Origin of the sequence: Arthrobacter sp. SO3 (assembly GCF_020532825.1) — a bacterium.
Taxonomy (GTDB): domain Bacteria; phylum Actinomycetota; class Actinomycetes; order Actinomycetales; family Micrococcaceae; genus Arthrobacter.
On record NZ_MQTS01000164.1, the window covers coordinates 2620 to 19635 of the forward strand.

Sequence of the window (17016 nt, forward strand, 5' to 3'; positions counted from 1 at the left end):
CAGCCGGCCCTGCACGTGTGCGAGGTGGGCGAGCCACATCATCCGCACCGGCTTGCGTGCCCCGTTCACGGTGAACCAGGTCCCGACGTCCTCCCCGGCCAGGGCTGCTGAGACGTTGGCAGTCGACGTGACCATCGCGGGGATACCGGAGTCGGCCGCCATGATGGCCGCCTCGACTTTGGTCTGCATCCCGCCGGTTCCGACTCCCGCCTTGCCCGGCGCCCCAATGGAGACACCCTCGAGGTCCTCGGGGCCGTCCACCCGGGGAATCCGTTTGGCGCCCTTGGACGGTGGGCCGTCGTAGAGCGAGTCGACGTCGGACAACAGCACCAGGGCATCGGCGCGGACCAGATGGGCCACGAGGGCCGACAGCCGATCATTGTCGCCGAAGCGGATCTTGTGCGTGGCGACGGTGTCGTTCTCATTGACCACCGGCACCACGCCAAGATTAAGCAGCCTGTTCAGGGCGCGGAACGCGTTGGTATGGTGGCTGCGCCTCATGAGGTCATCGGCCGTGAGCAGGACCTGGCTGACTGTGACGCCGTGGGCTCCGAACGCCTGGGTGTACCGGGCCATCAAGAGGCCCTGGCCCACGCTTGCGGCGGCCTGCTGGGTGGCCAGGTCCCGGGGACGCTTGGCCAGCCCCAGCGGCGCCAGTCCGGCGGCGATGGCCCCCGACGACACCAGGATGATTTCCATGCCGGCATTGCTCTTGACGGCAAGGGCATCCGACAGGGCGATGAGTGCTTCTTCGGAGATACCGCCCTTGATGCTGGTAAGCGACGAGGATCCGACCTTGACCACGATGCGGCGCGCCCGGGCCAGCACGCTCCTGTCGTCGGCGGGTTCCTCGATTAATACTGCGGAACTAGCACTCACGTCTGCGGGTTCACTCCTCATTTTCTTCGCCCAGTGCGCTCTCCTTGAGCGGCTTGGGCCGGCGCCCGCTGACGGATTCAGTCCAGATCCCGGCCTTGCGCTCGGCTTCGAGCTCGGCGCGGGCGGCGGCCTTGGCCTCGCGGCGTTCGACCTGCTCGTCGCGCTTCTGTCCGCGGGTGGGGCGGTCGCCGATGTCGGCGAAGCGAACGTCGGTGCCGCGCGGTGCGGCCAGCAGTTCGGCGCCGGCCATCATGGTCGGCTCCCAGTCGAAGACGACGCCGTCGTCCTCGCCGATGACGACCGTGTCGCCCGGCACGGCACCCTGCTTGAAGAGTTCGTTTTCGACGCCCAGCTTGGCGAGGCGGTCAGCGAGGTAGCCGATCGCTTCCTCGTTGGTGAAGTCGGTCTGCTTGACCCAGCGCACGGGCTTGTCGCCCAAGACCCGGAACAGCGGCTCGAGGTTCTTTTCTTCACGGCGGATCTTGAAGCCGGATTCGTTCACGGCGCGCGGCTTCAGGATCGGGGCGTGCACCTTGGGCGGCGCGGCGGCGAGGGCGTCGCGGGCGGCCTGGACGATTTCTCCCATGGCGAAGCCGAGCTGGCGGAGGCCCTCGTGGCTGGTGGCGGAGATCTCAAAGACCTTGTAGCCGCGGGCTTCGAGTTCCGGCCGGACGAACTCGGCCATGTCCTTGCCGTCGGGCAGGTCCACCTTGTTCAGGGCGACCAGGCGGGGGCGGTGGTTCAGCGGAACGACTTCGCCGTCGGTTCCGCTGTAGCTCATGTCCACCGCGTACTTCTCGAGTTCAGCTTCGATGATGGCAAGGTCCGAGAGCGGGTCGCGGTCAGATTCGAGCGTGCCGCAGTCCAGCACGTGCACCAGGGCAGCGCAGCGTTCGACATGGCGCAGGAAGTGGTGGCCGAGGCCCTTGCCTTCGCTGGCGCCTTCGATCAAGCCCGGCACGTCGGCGATGGTGAACCGGACGTCGCCGGCCTGGACGACGCCGAGGTTCGGGATGAGCGTGGTGAAGGGGTAGTCGGCGATCTTGGGCCGCGCGGCCGACATCGCAGCGATGAGGCTGGACTTGCCGGCGGACGGGAAGCCGACGAGGGCGATGTCCGCGATGGACTTCAGTTCCAGGACGACGTCGCTGGACTCGCCTTCGATGCCGAGCAGCGCGAAACCCGGGGCACGGCGCTTCTGCGAGGAGAGCGAGGCGTTGCCGAGGCCGCCGATGCCGCCGGCAGCAGCGACGTATTCGGCGCCTTCGGTGACGAGGTCGGCGAGGACTTCGCCGGACTTGGACTTGACTACGGTGCCAACGGGGACCGGGAGGATCAGCGTTTCGCCGTGTTTGCCCGCGCGCCAGTCGCCCATCCCGGGGCCGCCGTTGGTGGCGTGGCGGTGCGGGGCGTGGTGGTAGTCCAGCAGGGTGGTCGTCTGGGGGTCGACGCGCAGGATCACGTCGCCGCCGTTGCCGCCGTTGCCGCCGTCGGGACCGCCGAGCGGCTTGAACTTCTCGCGGTGAACGGAGACACAACCGTGACCGCCGGTACCGCCGGATACGTGCAGTACTACCCGGTCTACAAAGCTGGCCACGTGGATCTCCTCAGTGCTGTTCCCCGGGACTCCAAAGAGGCCCAAGATGATTGTAATGCGGTTAAAACACCGGTGGAGCGGACCTAATGGCCCGCCCCACCGTTTTAAGACTTGTTGTTACTCTGCAGCTGCAGCAGTCACAATATTCACGACGCGACGACCGCGGCGGGTGCCGAACTCGACAGCGCCGGGGGTCAGTGCGAACAGGGTGTCGTCGCCGCCGCGGCCAACGCCGGCGCCCGGGTGGAAGTGGGTGCCTCGCTGGCGGACGATGATCTCGCCTGCGGAAACTACCTGGCCGCCGAAGCGCTTGACGCCGAGGTACTGGGCGTTCGAGTCACGACCGTTGCGAGTGGAACTCGCGCCTTTTTTATGTGCCATTTGGAAATGCCTGCCTTAAAATTCTGGGGAATCTGCTGAAAACCTGAACAGTAACGAGTAGTTACTTGATACCGGTGATCTTGACCTTGGTCAATTCCTGACGGTGACCCTGGCGCTTCTTGTAGCCGGTCTTGTTCTTGAACTTCTGGATGACGATCTTGGGACCGCGAAGGTCCTCAAGGATCTCAGCCGTAACCTTTACCTTGGCCAGGTCCGAAGCTGCCGACGTGACCTTGTCACCATCCACCAGGAGCAGTGCGGGCAACTCAAAGGTGCTGCCGGCTCCACCGGGGACGCGGTTCAGGGTAACGAAGTCTCCAACGGAAACCTTCTCTTGGCGGCCGCCTGCGCGGACAATCGCGTACACCACTGGGGAACTCACTTCTCTCGACGTTTATTACTAGATTTGCGTGCGGAACCTGGGTCCAAAGTTTCTGGTCCGGCTCACGCTGTGCCTCTACGCCGGTGGAATCCCCGGGGGAACCCATGAGCTATCCCGTGGACATTCGCACTTAAATTCAAGTGGAGCGTCCTCAAGGTCATAACCCAAGTGTTGGCGTAAGCACCGAAGATCTAGACTACGCTAATTTTGCCTTCGGCCGCAAATGAGGCTGGTTCCGAAGGGAGGTACGTGATAGGCGCCACTCTGTATGGACAGAGCCTTGCCGCAACGACTTCCGGAACCGTGCCCAACTATCGTACAGGCTTCCGCGGGCTCACCCGGTCAGGCGTGCAGCCGCGGCGCGTCGAAGAAATCTACTTCGTAACGGGCGGACTGCCGGAAGGCCAGGGTCATGGCGTCCCGTTCGCTCGCCGACGCCGCCCGTGCCGCAGCGTCGGTGTAGGCGACGGCCTGCCGGGTGGCGGCGGCGAACTCCTCATCGGCATAGGTGCGCAACCACACCGCGTAGGGATGCGACTCCGGGGCTCCCGCTGCGAGGAACTGCGCGTGCAGGGTCTCCCCAACCTCGGCGTAGAGCCAGAAGCACGGCAGCACGGCGGCCACCAGCACCGCGTAGCTGCCGGAGACCGAAGCGGCCAGCAGATGGTCCACGTAGGACTTGGTGACCGGCCCCGGTGGCACGTCGGCCGTGCGGGTGCTAAGCCAGGTCCGGTGCAGCTCGGACTCCACTTCAAGGCAGTTCTGCGCGGAGCGGGCCCAGAAGAGCTGCTCGGCCTCCGTAGGGGCGATGGCGGCGGCACGGGCCAGGACCCGGGAATAGCCGTTCAGGTAGAGGGCGTCCTGGGCGAGGTAGTAGGCGAACTCGAGCTCCGGCAGGGATCCGTCGGCGAGGGCCCTGATGAAGTCCAGGGAGTAGATCGCTTCCAGGTCGGCGGTTGCGGCGTCCCGGAGGGCGGCAGCAAACTGCCCTTCGGCCGGCACCCTGCCCGTCCTGCGATGGTCCTCGGTCTGCTGCTGGACGTGATGGAAGTGGTGGACCGGGCCGTTGCCGGTCCCGACGTCGAGCCTCTCCGAGCTGCGCAGCGCTTCCTGCAGCCAGGGCTTGACCTCTCGGAGTGCAGCCTCCCAGTCCCCCACCCGGGTTTGCACCGTGGCCAGCGCCGAGGACAACGAACACCCGGTGCCGTGGCTGTTGCGGGTGGGCACCCGCTCCCCCGGCACCACCACAACGTTCTGGGCGAGGAGTCCGCCGGTGTTGACCAGCGCATCGGGGCACCCGCCGTGGGATGCGGGATTGTCCCCGGTGCCGGCGCCGCCGTCGAGGTGTCCGCCCTTCACCAGAACGGTGGTGCCGGTCTGGGCGGCAAGCCGCTTGCCCTGTTCCAGCGCCGCGGCCCAGTCCCCGGCGACCGGTTCCTTGAGCAGGATAGCGAGCTCCGCGAGGTTGGGCGTGATCAGGTCCGCGTAGGGCAGGAGTGTGTGCAGGGCCGCCTCTGCGGTCTCCTGCAGCAGCCGGTCGCCGCTTGTCGCCACCATTACCGGGTCCAGGACCACGACGCCGGGGCGGGCCTTCTCCAGCCAGTTGCGGACGGCGTCGATCACGGAGGCGTCCCCCAGCATCCCGATCTTGACGGCGTCGATGCTGATGTCCTGGCTGAGGGCGTCAAGCTGGGCGGCCAGGAAGGCCGCCGGCGGGACGTGGACGGCGCTGACGCCCCGGGTGTTCTGGGCAGTCAGCGCGGTGATGGCCGCCATGCCGTAGCCGCCATGTGCGGCAATGCTCTTGAGGTCGGCCTGGATCCCTGCGCCGCCGGAGGGGTCAGAGCCGGCGATGGCCAGCACCCGCGGGATCCGGGGCGCGGGAGCGGCGGGGGCAGGCGGAAGAAACGAGGAGGCGGTGGTCAAGAGAGACATCCCTTCGCCGGTGCTAGCCGGACAGGTTCAACGGGTCTGGATCTCAGCCGGCTCGATGCGCGGCACCCCGTGTCAGGGATCCAGCCTAGCCGCATCCCTTAACGAAGTCGCGGGCACGGCCCGAACCTGTGCGTATTGCTACGCGATCCGGGCCGCACCCGCGGCCGTGCTGATCTCTTCCGGGGTTAGAGCTCCGAGGCCGGAACGCCCACACCGAGGATGATCGGCTCGCTCGCGGCCGGCTTGGCGGCCGGCGTCGTTGCGGCCGGGACCTTGGCCTCGTGCACCGATACGGCAGCGCCGTGCGGGGTTTCCCGGCGCTGCTCCACCGACGTCTCGTTGGCGGCACCCTGGGCTCGGCTGGCGCTCCGGTTGCGGCGGCCGCGGCGGGCGCGCGAGTTGCCCGCCTCGGCTTCCGCTTCGGTCTGGGAACCCGGGGCCGGGGCGCGTCCCGGTCCGGTTCCGCCGGCGCGCGCCGGGGCTGCGGCCGCGGTCCGGGCCGGGGCCGCGGCTGCGGGTTCCTGGGCTGCTTCGGCCTCGCCAAGCTGGGCGAACGCCTCTGTCAGCAGGTCCAGGGTCAGCGCGGGCGAACCCGCCTGGTCGGCGTGCTCGACGAACGGCAGGGCGACCTGCTCGCCGCCGAAGGTCAGCACGGCGGCGGGGCGTCCGGCTGCTTCCTCCGTTGCGGCCAGCTCGACGACTGCATCGACGGCGGCCTGGCGGGTCTCGGCGTCGGCTGCGGTCGGCGTCTCCCCGTCATGCAGGTGCGCGGCGTGCGCCGCTGCGGCGATGTTCGCCAGCGCCGCACGGGTTGCCTCTGCCTTGGCGTGGCGTTCGGCCTCGGTGGGCTCGGGGTGGACTGCTGCCGGGACGGACTGCTCCTCCGTGCCCTGGCCTCCCCTGCCGCGGCGGCGGCTCTTGCGTTCGGTCCGCGCGGCGGGCTGGTGCTCGGTCCGCGGGACGTGGTGCTCGGCGGCAACAACGTTGGCGCGGCGGTGCTCGACGGGCTCGTCGTGGGTGACGATGCCGCGGCCGGCGCAGGTTTCGCACTGTTCGCCGAAGACTTCCAGCAGCCCGGTGCCCATCCGCTTGCGCGTCATCTGCACAAGGCCCAGCGAGGTCACCTCGGCCACCTGGTGCTTGGTCCGGTCCCGGCCCAGGCACTCGACCATGCGGCGCAGCACGAGGTCGCGGTTCGATTCGAGCACCATGTCGATGAAGTCGATGACGATGATGCCGCCGATGTCGCGGAGCCGGAGCTGCCGGACGACTTCCTCGGCTGCTTCGAGGTTGTTCTTGGTGACGGTTTCCTCGAGGTTTCCGCCGCTGCCGGTGAATTTGCCGGTGTTGACGTCGACCACGGTCATGGCCTCGGTGCGGTCGATCACGAGGGAGCCGCCGGAGGGCAGGAAGACCTTGCGGTCCAGGGCCTTGTGGATCTGCTCGTCGATGCGCCAGGCCGCGAAGATGTCCGTGTCCTTGGTCCACTTCTCCAGCCGGCCCACGAGGTCGGGCGCCACGTAGGTGACGTAGGCCTCGATGGTGTCCCAGGCTTCCTCGCCGGAGACGATCAGCTTGGAGAAGTCCTCGTTGAAGACGTCGCGGACCACCTTGATGGTCAGATCGGGCTCGCCGTAGAGCAGTTCGGGGGCGAGGATCTTGGTGGAGGTCGACTGGCCCTCGATGCCTTCCCACTGCGCGCGGAGCCGGTTGATGTCATGCGTCAGCTCTTCCTCGGACGCGCCCTCGGCCGCCGTGCGGACAATGACACCGGCGTTTTCCGGCAGCCGGTCCTTGAGGATCCGCTTGAGCCGGTTGCGTTCGACGTCGGGCAGCTTGCGGGAGATGCCGGTCATGGAGCCGCCGGGAACGTACACGAGGTAGCGGCCGGGCAGCGAGATCTGGCTCGTGAGGCGGGCGCCCTTGTGGCCGACCGGGTCCTTGGTGACCTGGACGAGCACGGAGTCGCCGGACTTCAGCGCGTTTTCGATCCGGCGCTGCTTGCCCTCGAGGTTGACGGACTCCCAGTTGACTTCACCGGCGTAGAGCACGGCGTTGCGGCCGCGCCCGATGTCTACGAAGGCGGCTTCCATCGACGGCAGCACGTTCTGGACCTTGCCCAGGTACACGTTGCCGATCAGGGAGTCCTGCTGGGTCTTGGAGACGAAGTGCTCGGCCAGGACGCCGTCCTCGAGGACGCCGATCTGGATTCTGTCGTCGCGCTGGCGGACGATCATCTGGCGGTCGACCGATTCGCGGCGGGCCAGGAACTCGGCCTCGGTGATGACGGTGCGGCGGCGGCCGGTGTCGCGGGATTCGCGGCGGCGCTGCTTCTTCGCCTCGAGCCGGGTGGAGCCCTTGAGGGACGTCACGCGATTGTTGACCGGCGCCTCGGTGGCCGCGCGGGGTGCCCGGACGCGGGTCACTGTGTTGGGCGGGTCGTTGTCTTCCCCGCCGGTCAGTTCCAGGTCCTGGTCACCACGGCGGCGGCGACGGCGGCGGCGCGAGGTCACGCCGTCTTCGAGCTGTTCCTCGGAGCCTTCTTCCGCTTCGTCTCCGGTGTCTTCGGAGTCGGCCCCGGCGCCGGTCTCGCCGTCGGAACCGCGGCTGCTGCGTCCGCGGCGGCCGCGGCTGCGGCGGCGGCGGCGGCTTCCGGCATCTTCGCCCTCGCCGTCTTCGCCTTCTTCTTCTTCTTCAGTTTCGGCAACGGCCGCGGCGGCCGGGGCGGCGGCGGTAGCCGGGCGGACGACGGCGGTCAGGTCGGGGGCCTGGAAGATCATCGAAGTGACCGCTCCGGGCTCCATGAAGAGCGAGGAAGCGGCGGGTGCTTCGGCAGGCGTCTCCGCTACGGGGGCGGTGTCCGCGGCAGGGGCGGCCGCGGCACGGGCGGCCGCTTGGGCTACCGGCGCCACTGCGGCTTCTTCCGCTGCCGGCGCTTCCGCGGCGGGGGATTCGACGGCGGGGGATTCGACGGCGGGAGCTTCCGCGGCGGAGGCTTCCGCGGCAGGCGTTTCTACAGCAGGGGCCTCCGCGGCGGGAGTCTTCGCGACGGGGGAACCCGCCTTGGCGCGGCTGACGCGGCGGCGGACCGGCGTCTTGACCGGTACTTCGGCGGCCTCGGCGGCCGGGTTCGCTGCAGCTGGTGTCTCGGCGGTGGGCGCCGCGGTTTCCTGGGCGAAGGCCGGAAGGGGTTCGGCCTGTTCGGCCGGTTCGGCGACCTTGCGGGCGCGGGAGCGGCGGACGGGTGCCTTGGCCTTGGCTTCGGCGGCGGGATCTGCGTCGGCCGGAGCCTCTGCAACCTCGGCGGGGACTGCGGCGTCCGCTGCAGCCTCCCCTGCGGCACCGGTCTTGGGAAGGGCCTTGCGGCGGGTCCGTACCGGCCGCTTCGGCGGCGTGGCTACGGCTGCTGCGTCCACTGTCTCTGTTGCTGGTGCGGTAACAAGTGCTTCTTCGTTACCCGTTACAACCTGGTCATTATCCATATGTGGCGACACTCCTGCCCCTGCGTGCCGCCACATCCGGCACCCGTTGGGGCAAATATTTGTCAACACCCGCAGGCATTGACAGAAGTCAATTGGATACCCTCAGGTTCGCACCGGCAGTGGGGTGCGGCAGCCCTGGAGGGCCGGCGGAATTGTTCTGAAACCCGTTGATCTACATGCCACAACCAGGTGCCGTCCAATGGCATTGCGGGACAGCCCGGATCAGAGGATCCGTAGCTCCCTGCTCATCATTGGCGGTCTTGGGAACAAAGTCGCCGGACCGGAATCCGGATGTGGATCGGGTTCCAGCCACGATCATTGTCTCACAGGACCCGTCAAAGCAGGCGTAAGCAAGTCATCCAGCCCACACCGTGTACCGAATCACTGGTGACGGCACGACGCCTCCCGGACTTCATCCAGCCTCCGGCGATACAATCTGACCAGTTGCACCCGACCCGAAGGACATCCATTCCATGCCCAGCATCTCCAGTGCCACCGGCGAGGCAGCCTCAAAGCAGCGAAGCTCCAGCACTGCCGCGGCGGAACGGCCGCTGCCTCCGATGACCCGCGACCGACCGTTCGCGTGGCTCCTGCTGGTCACCGGCGTCGTCGGCTGGCTTGCCTCCGGAGCCCTGGTGCTGGAGAAGCTTGCGGTCCTCAAGGACCCCAGCCACGTGACGGTGTGCGATGTGAACCCCTGGATCTCCTGCGGCCAGGTCATGCAGACCTGGCAGGGGTCGGTGTTCGGCTTCCCCAACATGTTCATGGGCATCGTCGCGTTCGCGGTCATCATCACCACGGCCATGGGCTTGTTCGCCGGTGCGAGCTTTGCCCGCTGGTACTGGCTCGGGCTGCAGACCGGCGTCACCCTGGGCTTCGCGTTCGTGGTGTGGCTCTGGTCGCAGGCGCTGTACTCCATCCACATCCTGTGCCCGTTCTGCATGGTCGTCTGGGCCGCAATGATTCCGCTGTTCGTCTGGGTCACCGTCCGCAACGTCACCCACGGCGTGATCCGGCTGCCCGCGGGCCCCACCCGGGTCCTGGGCGACGCCGGCTGGATCATCTCGGCGCTGCTCTACGTGGCCGTGGTCGCCACCATCTTCTTCGCTTTCATCCAGGTCTTCATCGGAACGTCCGGCTACTAGGCCGCGGGACCGCCTTTAACCAGCGCGAGGTGACAGTTAAGGCCAATGTTCGTTCTGAACATTGGCCTTAACTGTCACCTCAGCGCGGGGGGGCCCGGCGCGGGGGTGCCCCGGCGCGCGAGTGGGTCCCGGCGCGGTGGGTGGCCCCGGGACTTAGCCCTGGAACCAGATCTTGATCTCGCGCTCCGCGGAGTCCACGGAGTCCGAGCCGTGGACCAGGTTCTGCTGCACCTTCAGGCCCCAGTCGCGGCCGAAGTCGCCACGGATGGTGCCGGGAGCCGCCGTCGTCGGATCCGTGGTGCCGGCGAGCGAGCGGAAGCCCTCGATCACGCGGTGGCCCTCGAAGATCGCGGCGACGACCGGTCCGCTGAGCATGAACTCGACGAGCGGCTCGTAGAAGGGCTTGCCCACGTGCTCCTCGTAGTGCTGCTCCAGCAGTTCGCGGCTAGCGTCGACCTTCTTGAGCTCGGCCAGGGTGTAGCCCTTGGCTTCGATGCGGGCGATGATGCTGCCGGTCAGGTTGCGGGTGACGCCGTCGGGCTTGATCAGGACGAGGGTGCGCTCAATGCTCACAGCTGCTCCAATGTGTGGTGGGTGGGATTCGGAAACAAGTCTAGTTGCTTTGGCCTTCGGGGTGGGCTGCATCCCAGGCGGCCTGGTCACGTTCCCGCTGCGCGGCCTCCCGGTCAATCCGGATCCCGGTGCGGATGCCGTACCACCAGGCCACGGCGAAGAGGCCGCCGACCAGGAACATCGCCGGCTCCAGAATGCCGGTCAGGATCAGCACGATCTGCAGGATCCAGCCCAGCGCCACCCCCCACGGTTTGGTCAGCACAGCGCAGGTGAAGGCGTACACGAGGCACAGCGCGATCCCGACGGAGAAGATCAGCACCGGCGGGAACTCGTCGCGCCGCAGCCCGAACACGGCGAGGGTGCCGAAAAGGACCACAAAAGCTTCCAGCAGCAGCACCGTGGAGGCGAACATGACCTTGGTGGAGCGGCGTTTCTTGGGCATGCCCGGGCGCCATTCGCGCTGGGCCTTGGTGAGTCTCGCCATGGTCTAGGCGTCCGCCTTTCCGAGCAGGATCCGGGCTTCCGCGACGAGCGTGATGGAGCCGGTGACGAGGACGCCGCCGGCGAGGTCATCGTTGGCTTCGGCACGTTCCACCGCCCATTCGAGGGCGTCGTCGAGCTTTTCCGCGACGTGGATGTTGTCCTCGCCGAATCCCAGTTCGACGGCGAGTTCCGCGAGGTCCTCGGCCGGGACGGCGCGGGGCGAGTTGGACTGGGTGAAGCAGTACTCGGTGGCCAGGTCGCCGAGGGATTCCTTGAGCTGGCGGAGGATTTCCTCGGCGTCCTTTTCGCGCAGGATGCCGACCACCACCACAAGCTTGGTGAAGCTGAAGGCCTCGTGGATGGCCTCGGCGGAGACCCGGATGCCTTCGGGGTTGTGCGCGGCGTCCACGATGATGGTCGGCGCGGTGCGCACCACCTCGAGGCGTCCGGGCGAGGTGACCGAGGCGAAGGCCTCCTGCACGAGTCCGGCGTCGAGCGCCTTTTCAGCGCCGAAGAAGGCCTCCAGCGCGGCGATCGCGACGGCGGCGTTCTCGGCCTGGTGCGCGCCGTGCAGCGGGACCAGCAAATCCTCGTAGCGGCCCGCGATGCCCTGGATGGTGACCATCTGGCCGCCGACGGCGACGGTGCGGGCTTCGACGCCGAACTCGACGCCCTCGAAGCGGAACGGGACGTTCGTTTCCTTGGCCTTTTCCAGCAGCACCTGCGCCGCGTCCCGGGGCTGCGCTGCGCTCACCAGGAAGCCGCCGGGTTTGATGATGCCGGCCTTTTCGCGCGCGATCTCCTCCGTGGTGTCGCCCAGGAGGTCCGTGTGGTCCAGCGAAATCGGGGTGACGACGAAGACCTGGCCGTCCCCGACGTTCGTCGCGTCGGTGATGCCGCCCAGGCCCACCTCGATGACGGCGACGTTGACCGGCTGGTCGGCGAAGACGGCGAAGCCGAGGATGGTGAGGCACTCGAAGTAGGTCAGCCGGGGCTGGCCCTCAGCCTCAAGTTCGCTGTCCACGATGGCCAGGTACGGGCGGATTTCGTCCCAGATCCGGACGAAGGTCTCATCCGGCACCGGGGCGCCGTCGATACTGATCCGTTCGGTCACCTTGGACAGGTGCGGGCTGGTGTACCGCCCGGTGCTCAGCCCGTGCGCGCGCAGTCCCGCCTCGATCATGCGGGCCGTGGAGGTCTTGCCGTTGGTGCCGGTGACATGGATGATCGGGAACGCCTTGTTCGGCTCCCCCAGGATGTCCATCGCCCGGTGCAGCGGGGCGAGCCGCGGCTCCATCTTGTTTTCCGGCGCCCGGCCCAGCAGCTCGGCGTAGACGCTTTCTACGGAGAATTCGTCGGTCATGGACTACGCCTCAACTTTCCTGGAAACACTGACCTGGGGTTCCTTGACGTCGGCCGCAACAGTGTCCAGCTCGACGGTCAGGGTTTCGGTCTTGACGAGTTCGGCGTTGGCCAGCAGGGCATCGACGATGTCCTGCTTCGCGGTCACCGTGGTGTGGATCCGGTCGCTGACATTCAGTCCGGCGTCCTTGCGGGCCTGCTGGATGGCGCGGACCATGTCGCGGGCCGCACCTTCGGCTTCCAGCTCAGGCGTGACCTCGGTGTTGAGGACCACAAAGCCGCCGCCCGGCAGGACCGCAGCCGCGCGTGACCCCGCACCTTCCGCGGCTTCCGCCACGACCGTTTCCAGGCTGTATTCCTGCGGCTCAAGGGCGAGCCCGCCGGACACAACAACACCGTCGACACCGTCGATGGTCTGGACGGACCAGTCGCCGGATTTGGCGCCCTTGATGGCCTGCTGGACGTTCTTGCCCAGCCGCGGACCCGCAGCCCGGGCGTTCACCACGAGCTTCTGCTCGATGCCGAACTCCTCCGGGGAGGCGCTGTCGGCGTCGAGCAGCCGGACCGAGCGCAGGTTCAGTTCATCGGCGACGACGGCGGCGAAGCCTGCCAGCACGTCCGCGCCGGGTGCCACGACGGTGAGCTCCTGCAGCGGCAGGCGCACCCGCAGGTTTGCGGCCTTGCGCAGCGAGGATCCGGTGGAGCAGATCTGCTGGACCCGGTCCATGGCCTCAACGAGGGCCGGGTTGGCCGGGAACAGTTCAGCGTCCGGCCAGTCGGCCAGGTGCACGGAACGCCCGCCGGTGAGCCCGCGCCAGATCTCCTCGGAGATCAGCGGCAGCAGCGAGGCCGCGACGCGGCAGACCGTCTCCAGCGCGGTGTAGAGCGCGTCGAAGGCATCGACGTTCTCGTCGAAGAAACGCTGCCGGCTGCGGCGGACGTACCAGTTGGTGAGCATGTCCAGGTAGCTGCGCAGTTCATCGCAGGCACCGGAGATGTCGTAGGCGTCCAGCTGCGCGGTCATGTTCCGGACCAGGTCCCCGGTGTTGGCCATCAGGTACTGGTCCAGGGTGTCGGCGTAGCCGTCGTAACGCAGCTTCGCGTCGTACCCGGAGGCTGTGCCGTCAACGGCGTTCGCGGCGTTGGTGTACAGCGTGAAGAAGCTGTACACGTTCCACAGCGGCAGGATGACCTGGCGGACGCCGTCACGGATGCCCTGCTCGGTAACCACGAGGTTGCCGCCGCGCAGGATCGGGCTGGACATCAGGAACCAGCGCATCGCGTCGGAGCCGTCGCGGTCCAGGACCTCGGAGACGTCCGGGTAGTTGCGCAGGCTCTTGGACATCTTCTGCCCGTCCGAGCCCAGGACGATGCCGTGGCTGATGACGTTGCGGAAGGCCGGCCGGTCGAACAGCGCGGTGGAGAGGATGTGCAGCATGTAGAACCAGCCGCGGGTCTGGCCGATGTACTCGACGATGAAGTCCGCCGGGTTGTGGGTGTCGAACCATTCCTCGTTCTCGAACGGATAGTGCACCTGGCCGTAGGGCATGGAGCCGGAGTCGAACCAGACGTCGAGGACGTCCTCGACACGGCGCATCACCGACTGGCCCTCTTCCGGGGTGCGGGGGTCGTCCGGGTTCGGGCGGGTCAGCTCGTCGATAAACGGACGGTGCAGGTCCACCTGGCCCTCGTTGTTCAGCGGCAGCCGGCCGAAGTCGGCCTCGATCTCGGCGAGCGAGCCGTAGACGTCGGTGCGCGGGTGGTCCGGGTCGCTGGACTGCCAGACCGGGATGGGGCTGCCCCAGTAGCGGTTGCGGCTGATGGACCAGTCGCGGGCGTTGGCGAGCCACTTGCCGAACTGGCCGTCCTTGACGTTGCCGGGGATCCAGTTGATCTCCTGGTTCAGCTCGGACATGCGGTCCTTGAACTTGGTGACCTCGACGTACCAGGACGACACGGCGCGGTAGATCAGCGGGTTGCGGCAGCGCCAGCAGTGCGGGTAGCTGTGCTCGTAGCTGGCCTGGCGGACCAGGCGGCCCTGGGCACGGAGCACCTGGGTGATGGGCTTGTTGGCCTCGAACACCTGCAGCCCGGCAATTTCGGCGAGGTCGCCGTGGCCGAAGATCGGCAGGAACTTCGCGCCTTCATCCACCGACAGGACCACCGGGATGCCGGCCTCCTCACAGACCTTCTGGTCGTCTTCACCGTAGGCCGGGGCCTGGTGGACGATGCCGGTGCCGTCGGTGGTGGTGACGTAGTCGGCCACGAGGAAACGCCACGCGTTCTCGGTGCCGTACTTTTCGGCGTCGTGGAAGTAGTCCCAGAGCGGCTCGTACGTCACCCCTTCGAGCTCGGCGCCGGTGTGGCGGGAGGTGACGGCGGCCTCGGCGGCGGCAACGCCCTCGGCGCCGTCGCCGTAGCCGAGGTCCTTGGCGTAGGCGCCCAGCAGGTCCGCGGCGAGCAGGAAGCTGCCGGTGACGGGGGCGTCGGCCGCGGCGGCCTTGATGCCGTGCGGTCCGGCCGGCAGGACGACGTAGTTGATGGCGGGCCCGACGGCGAGCGCCAGGTTGGTGGGGAGCGTCCAGGGCGTGGTGGTCCAGGCGAGCGCCTGCACGCCGGCGAGCTGCCGGGACAGCTCCGACTCCCCTGCGGTGATCGGGAAGGTGACGGTGACGGTCTGATCCTGGCGGTTCTTGTAGACGTCGTCGTCCATGCGGAGTTCATGGTTGGACAGCGGCGTCTCGTCCTTCCAGCAGTACGGCAGCACGCGGTAGCCGTTGTAGGTCAGGCCCTTTTCGTGCAGCTGCTTGAAGGCCCAGAGCACGGACTCCATGTACTCGACGTTGAGCGTCTTGTAGTCGTTCTCGAAGTCGACCCAGCGGGCCTGCCGGGTGACGTAGCTCTTCCACTCATCGGCGTACTTCATCACGGACGCGCGGCAGGCGTCGTTGAACTTGTCGATGCCCATCGTCTCGATCTGGGTCTTGTCCGTCATGCCCAGCTGCTTCATGGCTTCCAGCTCGGCAGGCAGCCCGTGGGTGTCCCAGCCGAAGCGGCGCTCGACGCGGCGGCCGCGCTGGGTCTGGTAGCGGCCGACGAGGTCCTTGGCGTAACCGGTCAGCAGGTGGCCGTAGTGCGGCAGGCCGTTGGCGAAGGGTGGGCCGTCATAGAAGACGAACTCGTTGCTGCCGGGCTTTCCGCCAGGAAGATCGGAGTCCCGCTGGTCGATGCTGGCCTGGAAAGTGCCGTCCTCATCCCAGTACCTGAGGATGCGCTCTTCGATCTCCGGGAACTTCACGGAGGCCGACACACCAGAGGTGTTGGAAGCAGAGGTGGTGGCGCCTGCGCCGGAAGGTGCGGCGGAGGCCTTCGGGTAATAAGTCATCTCGACATCCTGGGTTGAGCTGGTGAACAAATGGATTCATTCAGGATGCGAGGACGGCCCCTGCACTGTCTTTCGACAACACCGGCACCGCGGTACCACCTCACTTACCGCCACCGGGCCCCTGTGGTGGGACAGAGCTCCGGCGCCGGCCGCTCATTACTGCTGTGACGGGCTTACCCGTCCGGTTCTACCGGCCCTGGCGCGCATCTCTTCATCAAAGATGCGGCGTCGGGGCGTTCTTCCGGAAGCTCACCGGTGATGGCCGGGTCAAAGCTGCTACCAGAAGTCTAACAACTGTCAGGGGCCCGCAATGCCTACACTGAATCCCATGATGTTCCGGGCCCGGGGCCAAGCCGCCCCGCCAATGCCTGCCGGCCGGGCTGCCGCCGGCTGGCGGATCATGGCCGGGCTCGCCGCGGCCCCCGTCGCGGTGGTGTCGGTCTTCCGCGCCGTGCCGCGGGAATGGCCCACCACCGTGGTCCAGCTGGTGTCCTTTACCCCGTGGCTGGTGCTGCCGGCCGGCGCCTCGCTGCTGTTCGCGGTGCTGGGCCGCCGCCGCTGGATGGCGGGCACCGCGGCCGGCCTCGTGGCCGTGCAACTCTTCTGGCTGGTCCCGCTGGACTACGCCCGGGCGGCGCCGGATGCCACGCAGGGCACGGTGGAGCTGCGGACGATGAGCCTCAACGCCAAGCTCGGCAAAGCGGACGCGGCGGAAATCGTCCGGCTGGTCCGTGAGAACGGCATCACCCTTCTGACAATCCAGGAGTACACCAAGGCGCTCGAAGACCGGCTGGCAGCGGCCGGGCTGGCCACGCTGCTGCCGAACCGGATCAGCGCTCCGGCGGGCGGCGCGGCCGGGAATGCGGTCTACTCCGCCCACGGGCTGGTGGCCACCGGGAAGGTACCCGGCTCCCACTTCCCGATGCCGTTGATCCGGGTCACCGCGGAGTCCCACGGGCGGCGCGCGGTCGTGGAACTGACGAACGTCCATACCCGGGCTCCCGTGGGCGTAGGCCTGCCGAAGTGGCGCAGTGACCTCGCGGCACTTGGCCAGCTGGTTTCCCGGCCCGGCAACGTGGTGCTGGCCGGCGACTTCAACGCCAGCTATGACCACGCCGAATTCCGGCGGCTCCTGCAGGGCGGGGGCCGGGCAATGGTGGACGTGGGCATGCTTCAGGGCTCACGCCTGCTCCCCACCTGGCCGATGGAGGACTATGCCCTGCCCGGCATCACGATCGACCACCTGGTGGCCAGCCCCTCGGTGTTCAGCGCCGACTATGCGGTGCACCGGGTGCCCGGGACGGACCACGCGGCCATCATGGCGACACTGATCGTCCCGGGCACCCGGTGCACCGCATAGTCGGCGCTGAACACCGAGGGGCTGGCCACCAGGTGGTCGATCGTGATGCCGG

At 67.8% G+C, this 17016-nt stretch carries 12 protein-coding genes and 1 riboswitch; of the genes, 2 read left to right on the top strand and 10 right to left on the bottom strand.

Annotated features, from left to right (window positions below; all coding sequences use genetic code 11):
• From proB to BJQ90_RS15350, 6 genes are all read right to left on the bottom strand, one after another.
• On the bottom strand, positions 1 to 900 hold a 900-nt coding region (gene proB / locus BJQ90_RS15325), incomplete at its 3' end, for a glutamate 5-kinase (RefSeq protein ID WP_226761093.1).
• Positions 890 to 2476, bottom strand: coding sequence for a GTPase ObgE (gene obgE, locus BJQ90_RS15330; RefSeq protein ID WP_226761094.1), 1587 nt, complete (start codon positions 2474 to 2476; stop codon positions 890 to 892). The genes proB and obgE, both read right to left, overlap by 11 nt.
• A 117-nt stretch (positions 2477 to 2593) precedes the next feature.
• Positions 2594 to 2857 (bottom strand): 50S ribosomal protein L27, encoded by a 264-nt coding sequence (gene rpmA, locus BJQ90_RS15335; RefSeq protein ID WP_120949928.1) that lies wholly within the window; start codon positions 2855 to 2857, stop codon positions 2594 to 2596.
• 61 nt (positions 2858 to 2918) lie between these two features.
• Positions 2919 to 3227 carry a 50S ribosomal protein L21 gene (rplU, locus tag BJQ90_RS15340; protein WP_024368343.1) on the bottom strand — a complete coding sequence of 103 codons (309 nt, stop codon included), beginning with the start codon at positions 3225 to 3227 and terminating at the stop codon, positions 2919 to 2921.
• A 354-nt stretch (positions 3228 to 3581) separates the two neighbouring features.
• Positions 3582 to 5174, bottom strand: coding sequence for a bifunctional hydroxymethylpyrimidine kinase/phosphomethylpyrimidine kinase (locus BJQ90_RS15345; protein WP_226761095.1), 1593 nt, complete (start codon positions 5172 to 5174; stop codon positions 3582 to 3584).
• Positions 5157 to 5254, bottom strand: a riboswitch (TPP riboswitch). It overlaps the preceding gene by 18 nt.
• 105 nt (positions 5255 to 5359) lie before the next feature.
• Entirely contained in the window at positions 5360 to 8656 is a 3297-nt protein-coding gene (locus BJQ90_RS15350) for an Rne/Rng family ribonuclease (RefSeq protein WP_226761096.1), read from the bottom strand.
• A 473-nt stretch (positions 8657 to 9129) separates the two neighbouring features.
• Between BJQ90_RS15350 and BJQ90_RS15355 the strand changes: the two genes are divergently transcribed.
• A complete protein-coding gene (locus tag BJQ90_RS15355) occupies positions 9130 to 9801 on the top strand; it encodes a vitamin K epoxide reductase family protein (RefSeq protein WP_226761097.1) in 672 nt (223 codons plus the stop codon).
• Between the two features lie 153 nt (positions 9802 to 9954).
• On the opposite strand, the gene ndk is transcribed toward BJQ90_RS15355, so the two are convergent.
• The 4 genes from ndk to ileS are packed head-to-tail and all read right to left on the bottom strand — an operon-like array spanning position 9955 to position 15604.
• Positions 9955 to 10374 carry a nucleoside-diphosphate kinase gene (ndk, locus tag BJQ90_RS15360; protein ID WP_226761098.1) on the bottom strand — a complete coding sequence of 140 codons (420 nt, stop codon included), beginning with the start codon at positions 10372 to 10374 and terminating at the stop codon, positions 9955 to 9957.
• 40 nt (positions 10375 to 10414) lie between these two features.
• Entirely contained in the window at positions 10415 to 10858 is a 444-nt protein-coding gene (locus tag BJQ90_RS15365; RefSeq protein WP_226761099.1) for a DUF4233 domain-containing protein, read from the bottom strand.
• Positions 10859 to 10861: 3 nt separating this feature from the next.
• The gene (locus BJQ90_RS15370; protein WP_226761100.1) at positions 10862 to 12220 is read right to left on the bottom strand and encodes a bifunctional folylpolyglutamate synthase/dihydrofolate synthase; all 1359 of its coding nucleotides are present in this window, start codon (positions 12218 to 12220) and stop codon (positions 10862 to 10864) included.
• Between the two features lie 3 nt (positions 12221 to 12223).
• Positions 12224 to 15604 (bottom strand): isoleucine--tRNA ligase, encoded by a 3381-nt coding sequence (gene ileS / locus BJQ90_RS15375; RefSeq protein ID WP_226761101.1) that lies wholly within the window; start codon positions 15602 to 15604, stop codon positions 12224 to 12226.
• A 310-nt stretch (positions 15605 to 15914) separates the two neighbouring features.
• Here ileS and BJQ90_RS15380 point away from each other — a divergent pair, with 310 nt between their 5' ends.
• Positions 15915 to 16964, top strand: coding sequence for an endonuclease/exonuclease/phosphatase family protein (locus tag BJQ90_RS15380; protein ID WP_226761102.1), 1050 nt, complete (start codon positions 15915 to 15917; stop codon positions 16962 to 16964).
• The last annotated feature ends 52 nt before the right edge of the window (positions 16965 to 17016 follow it).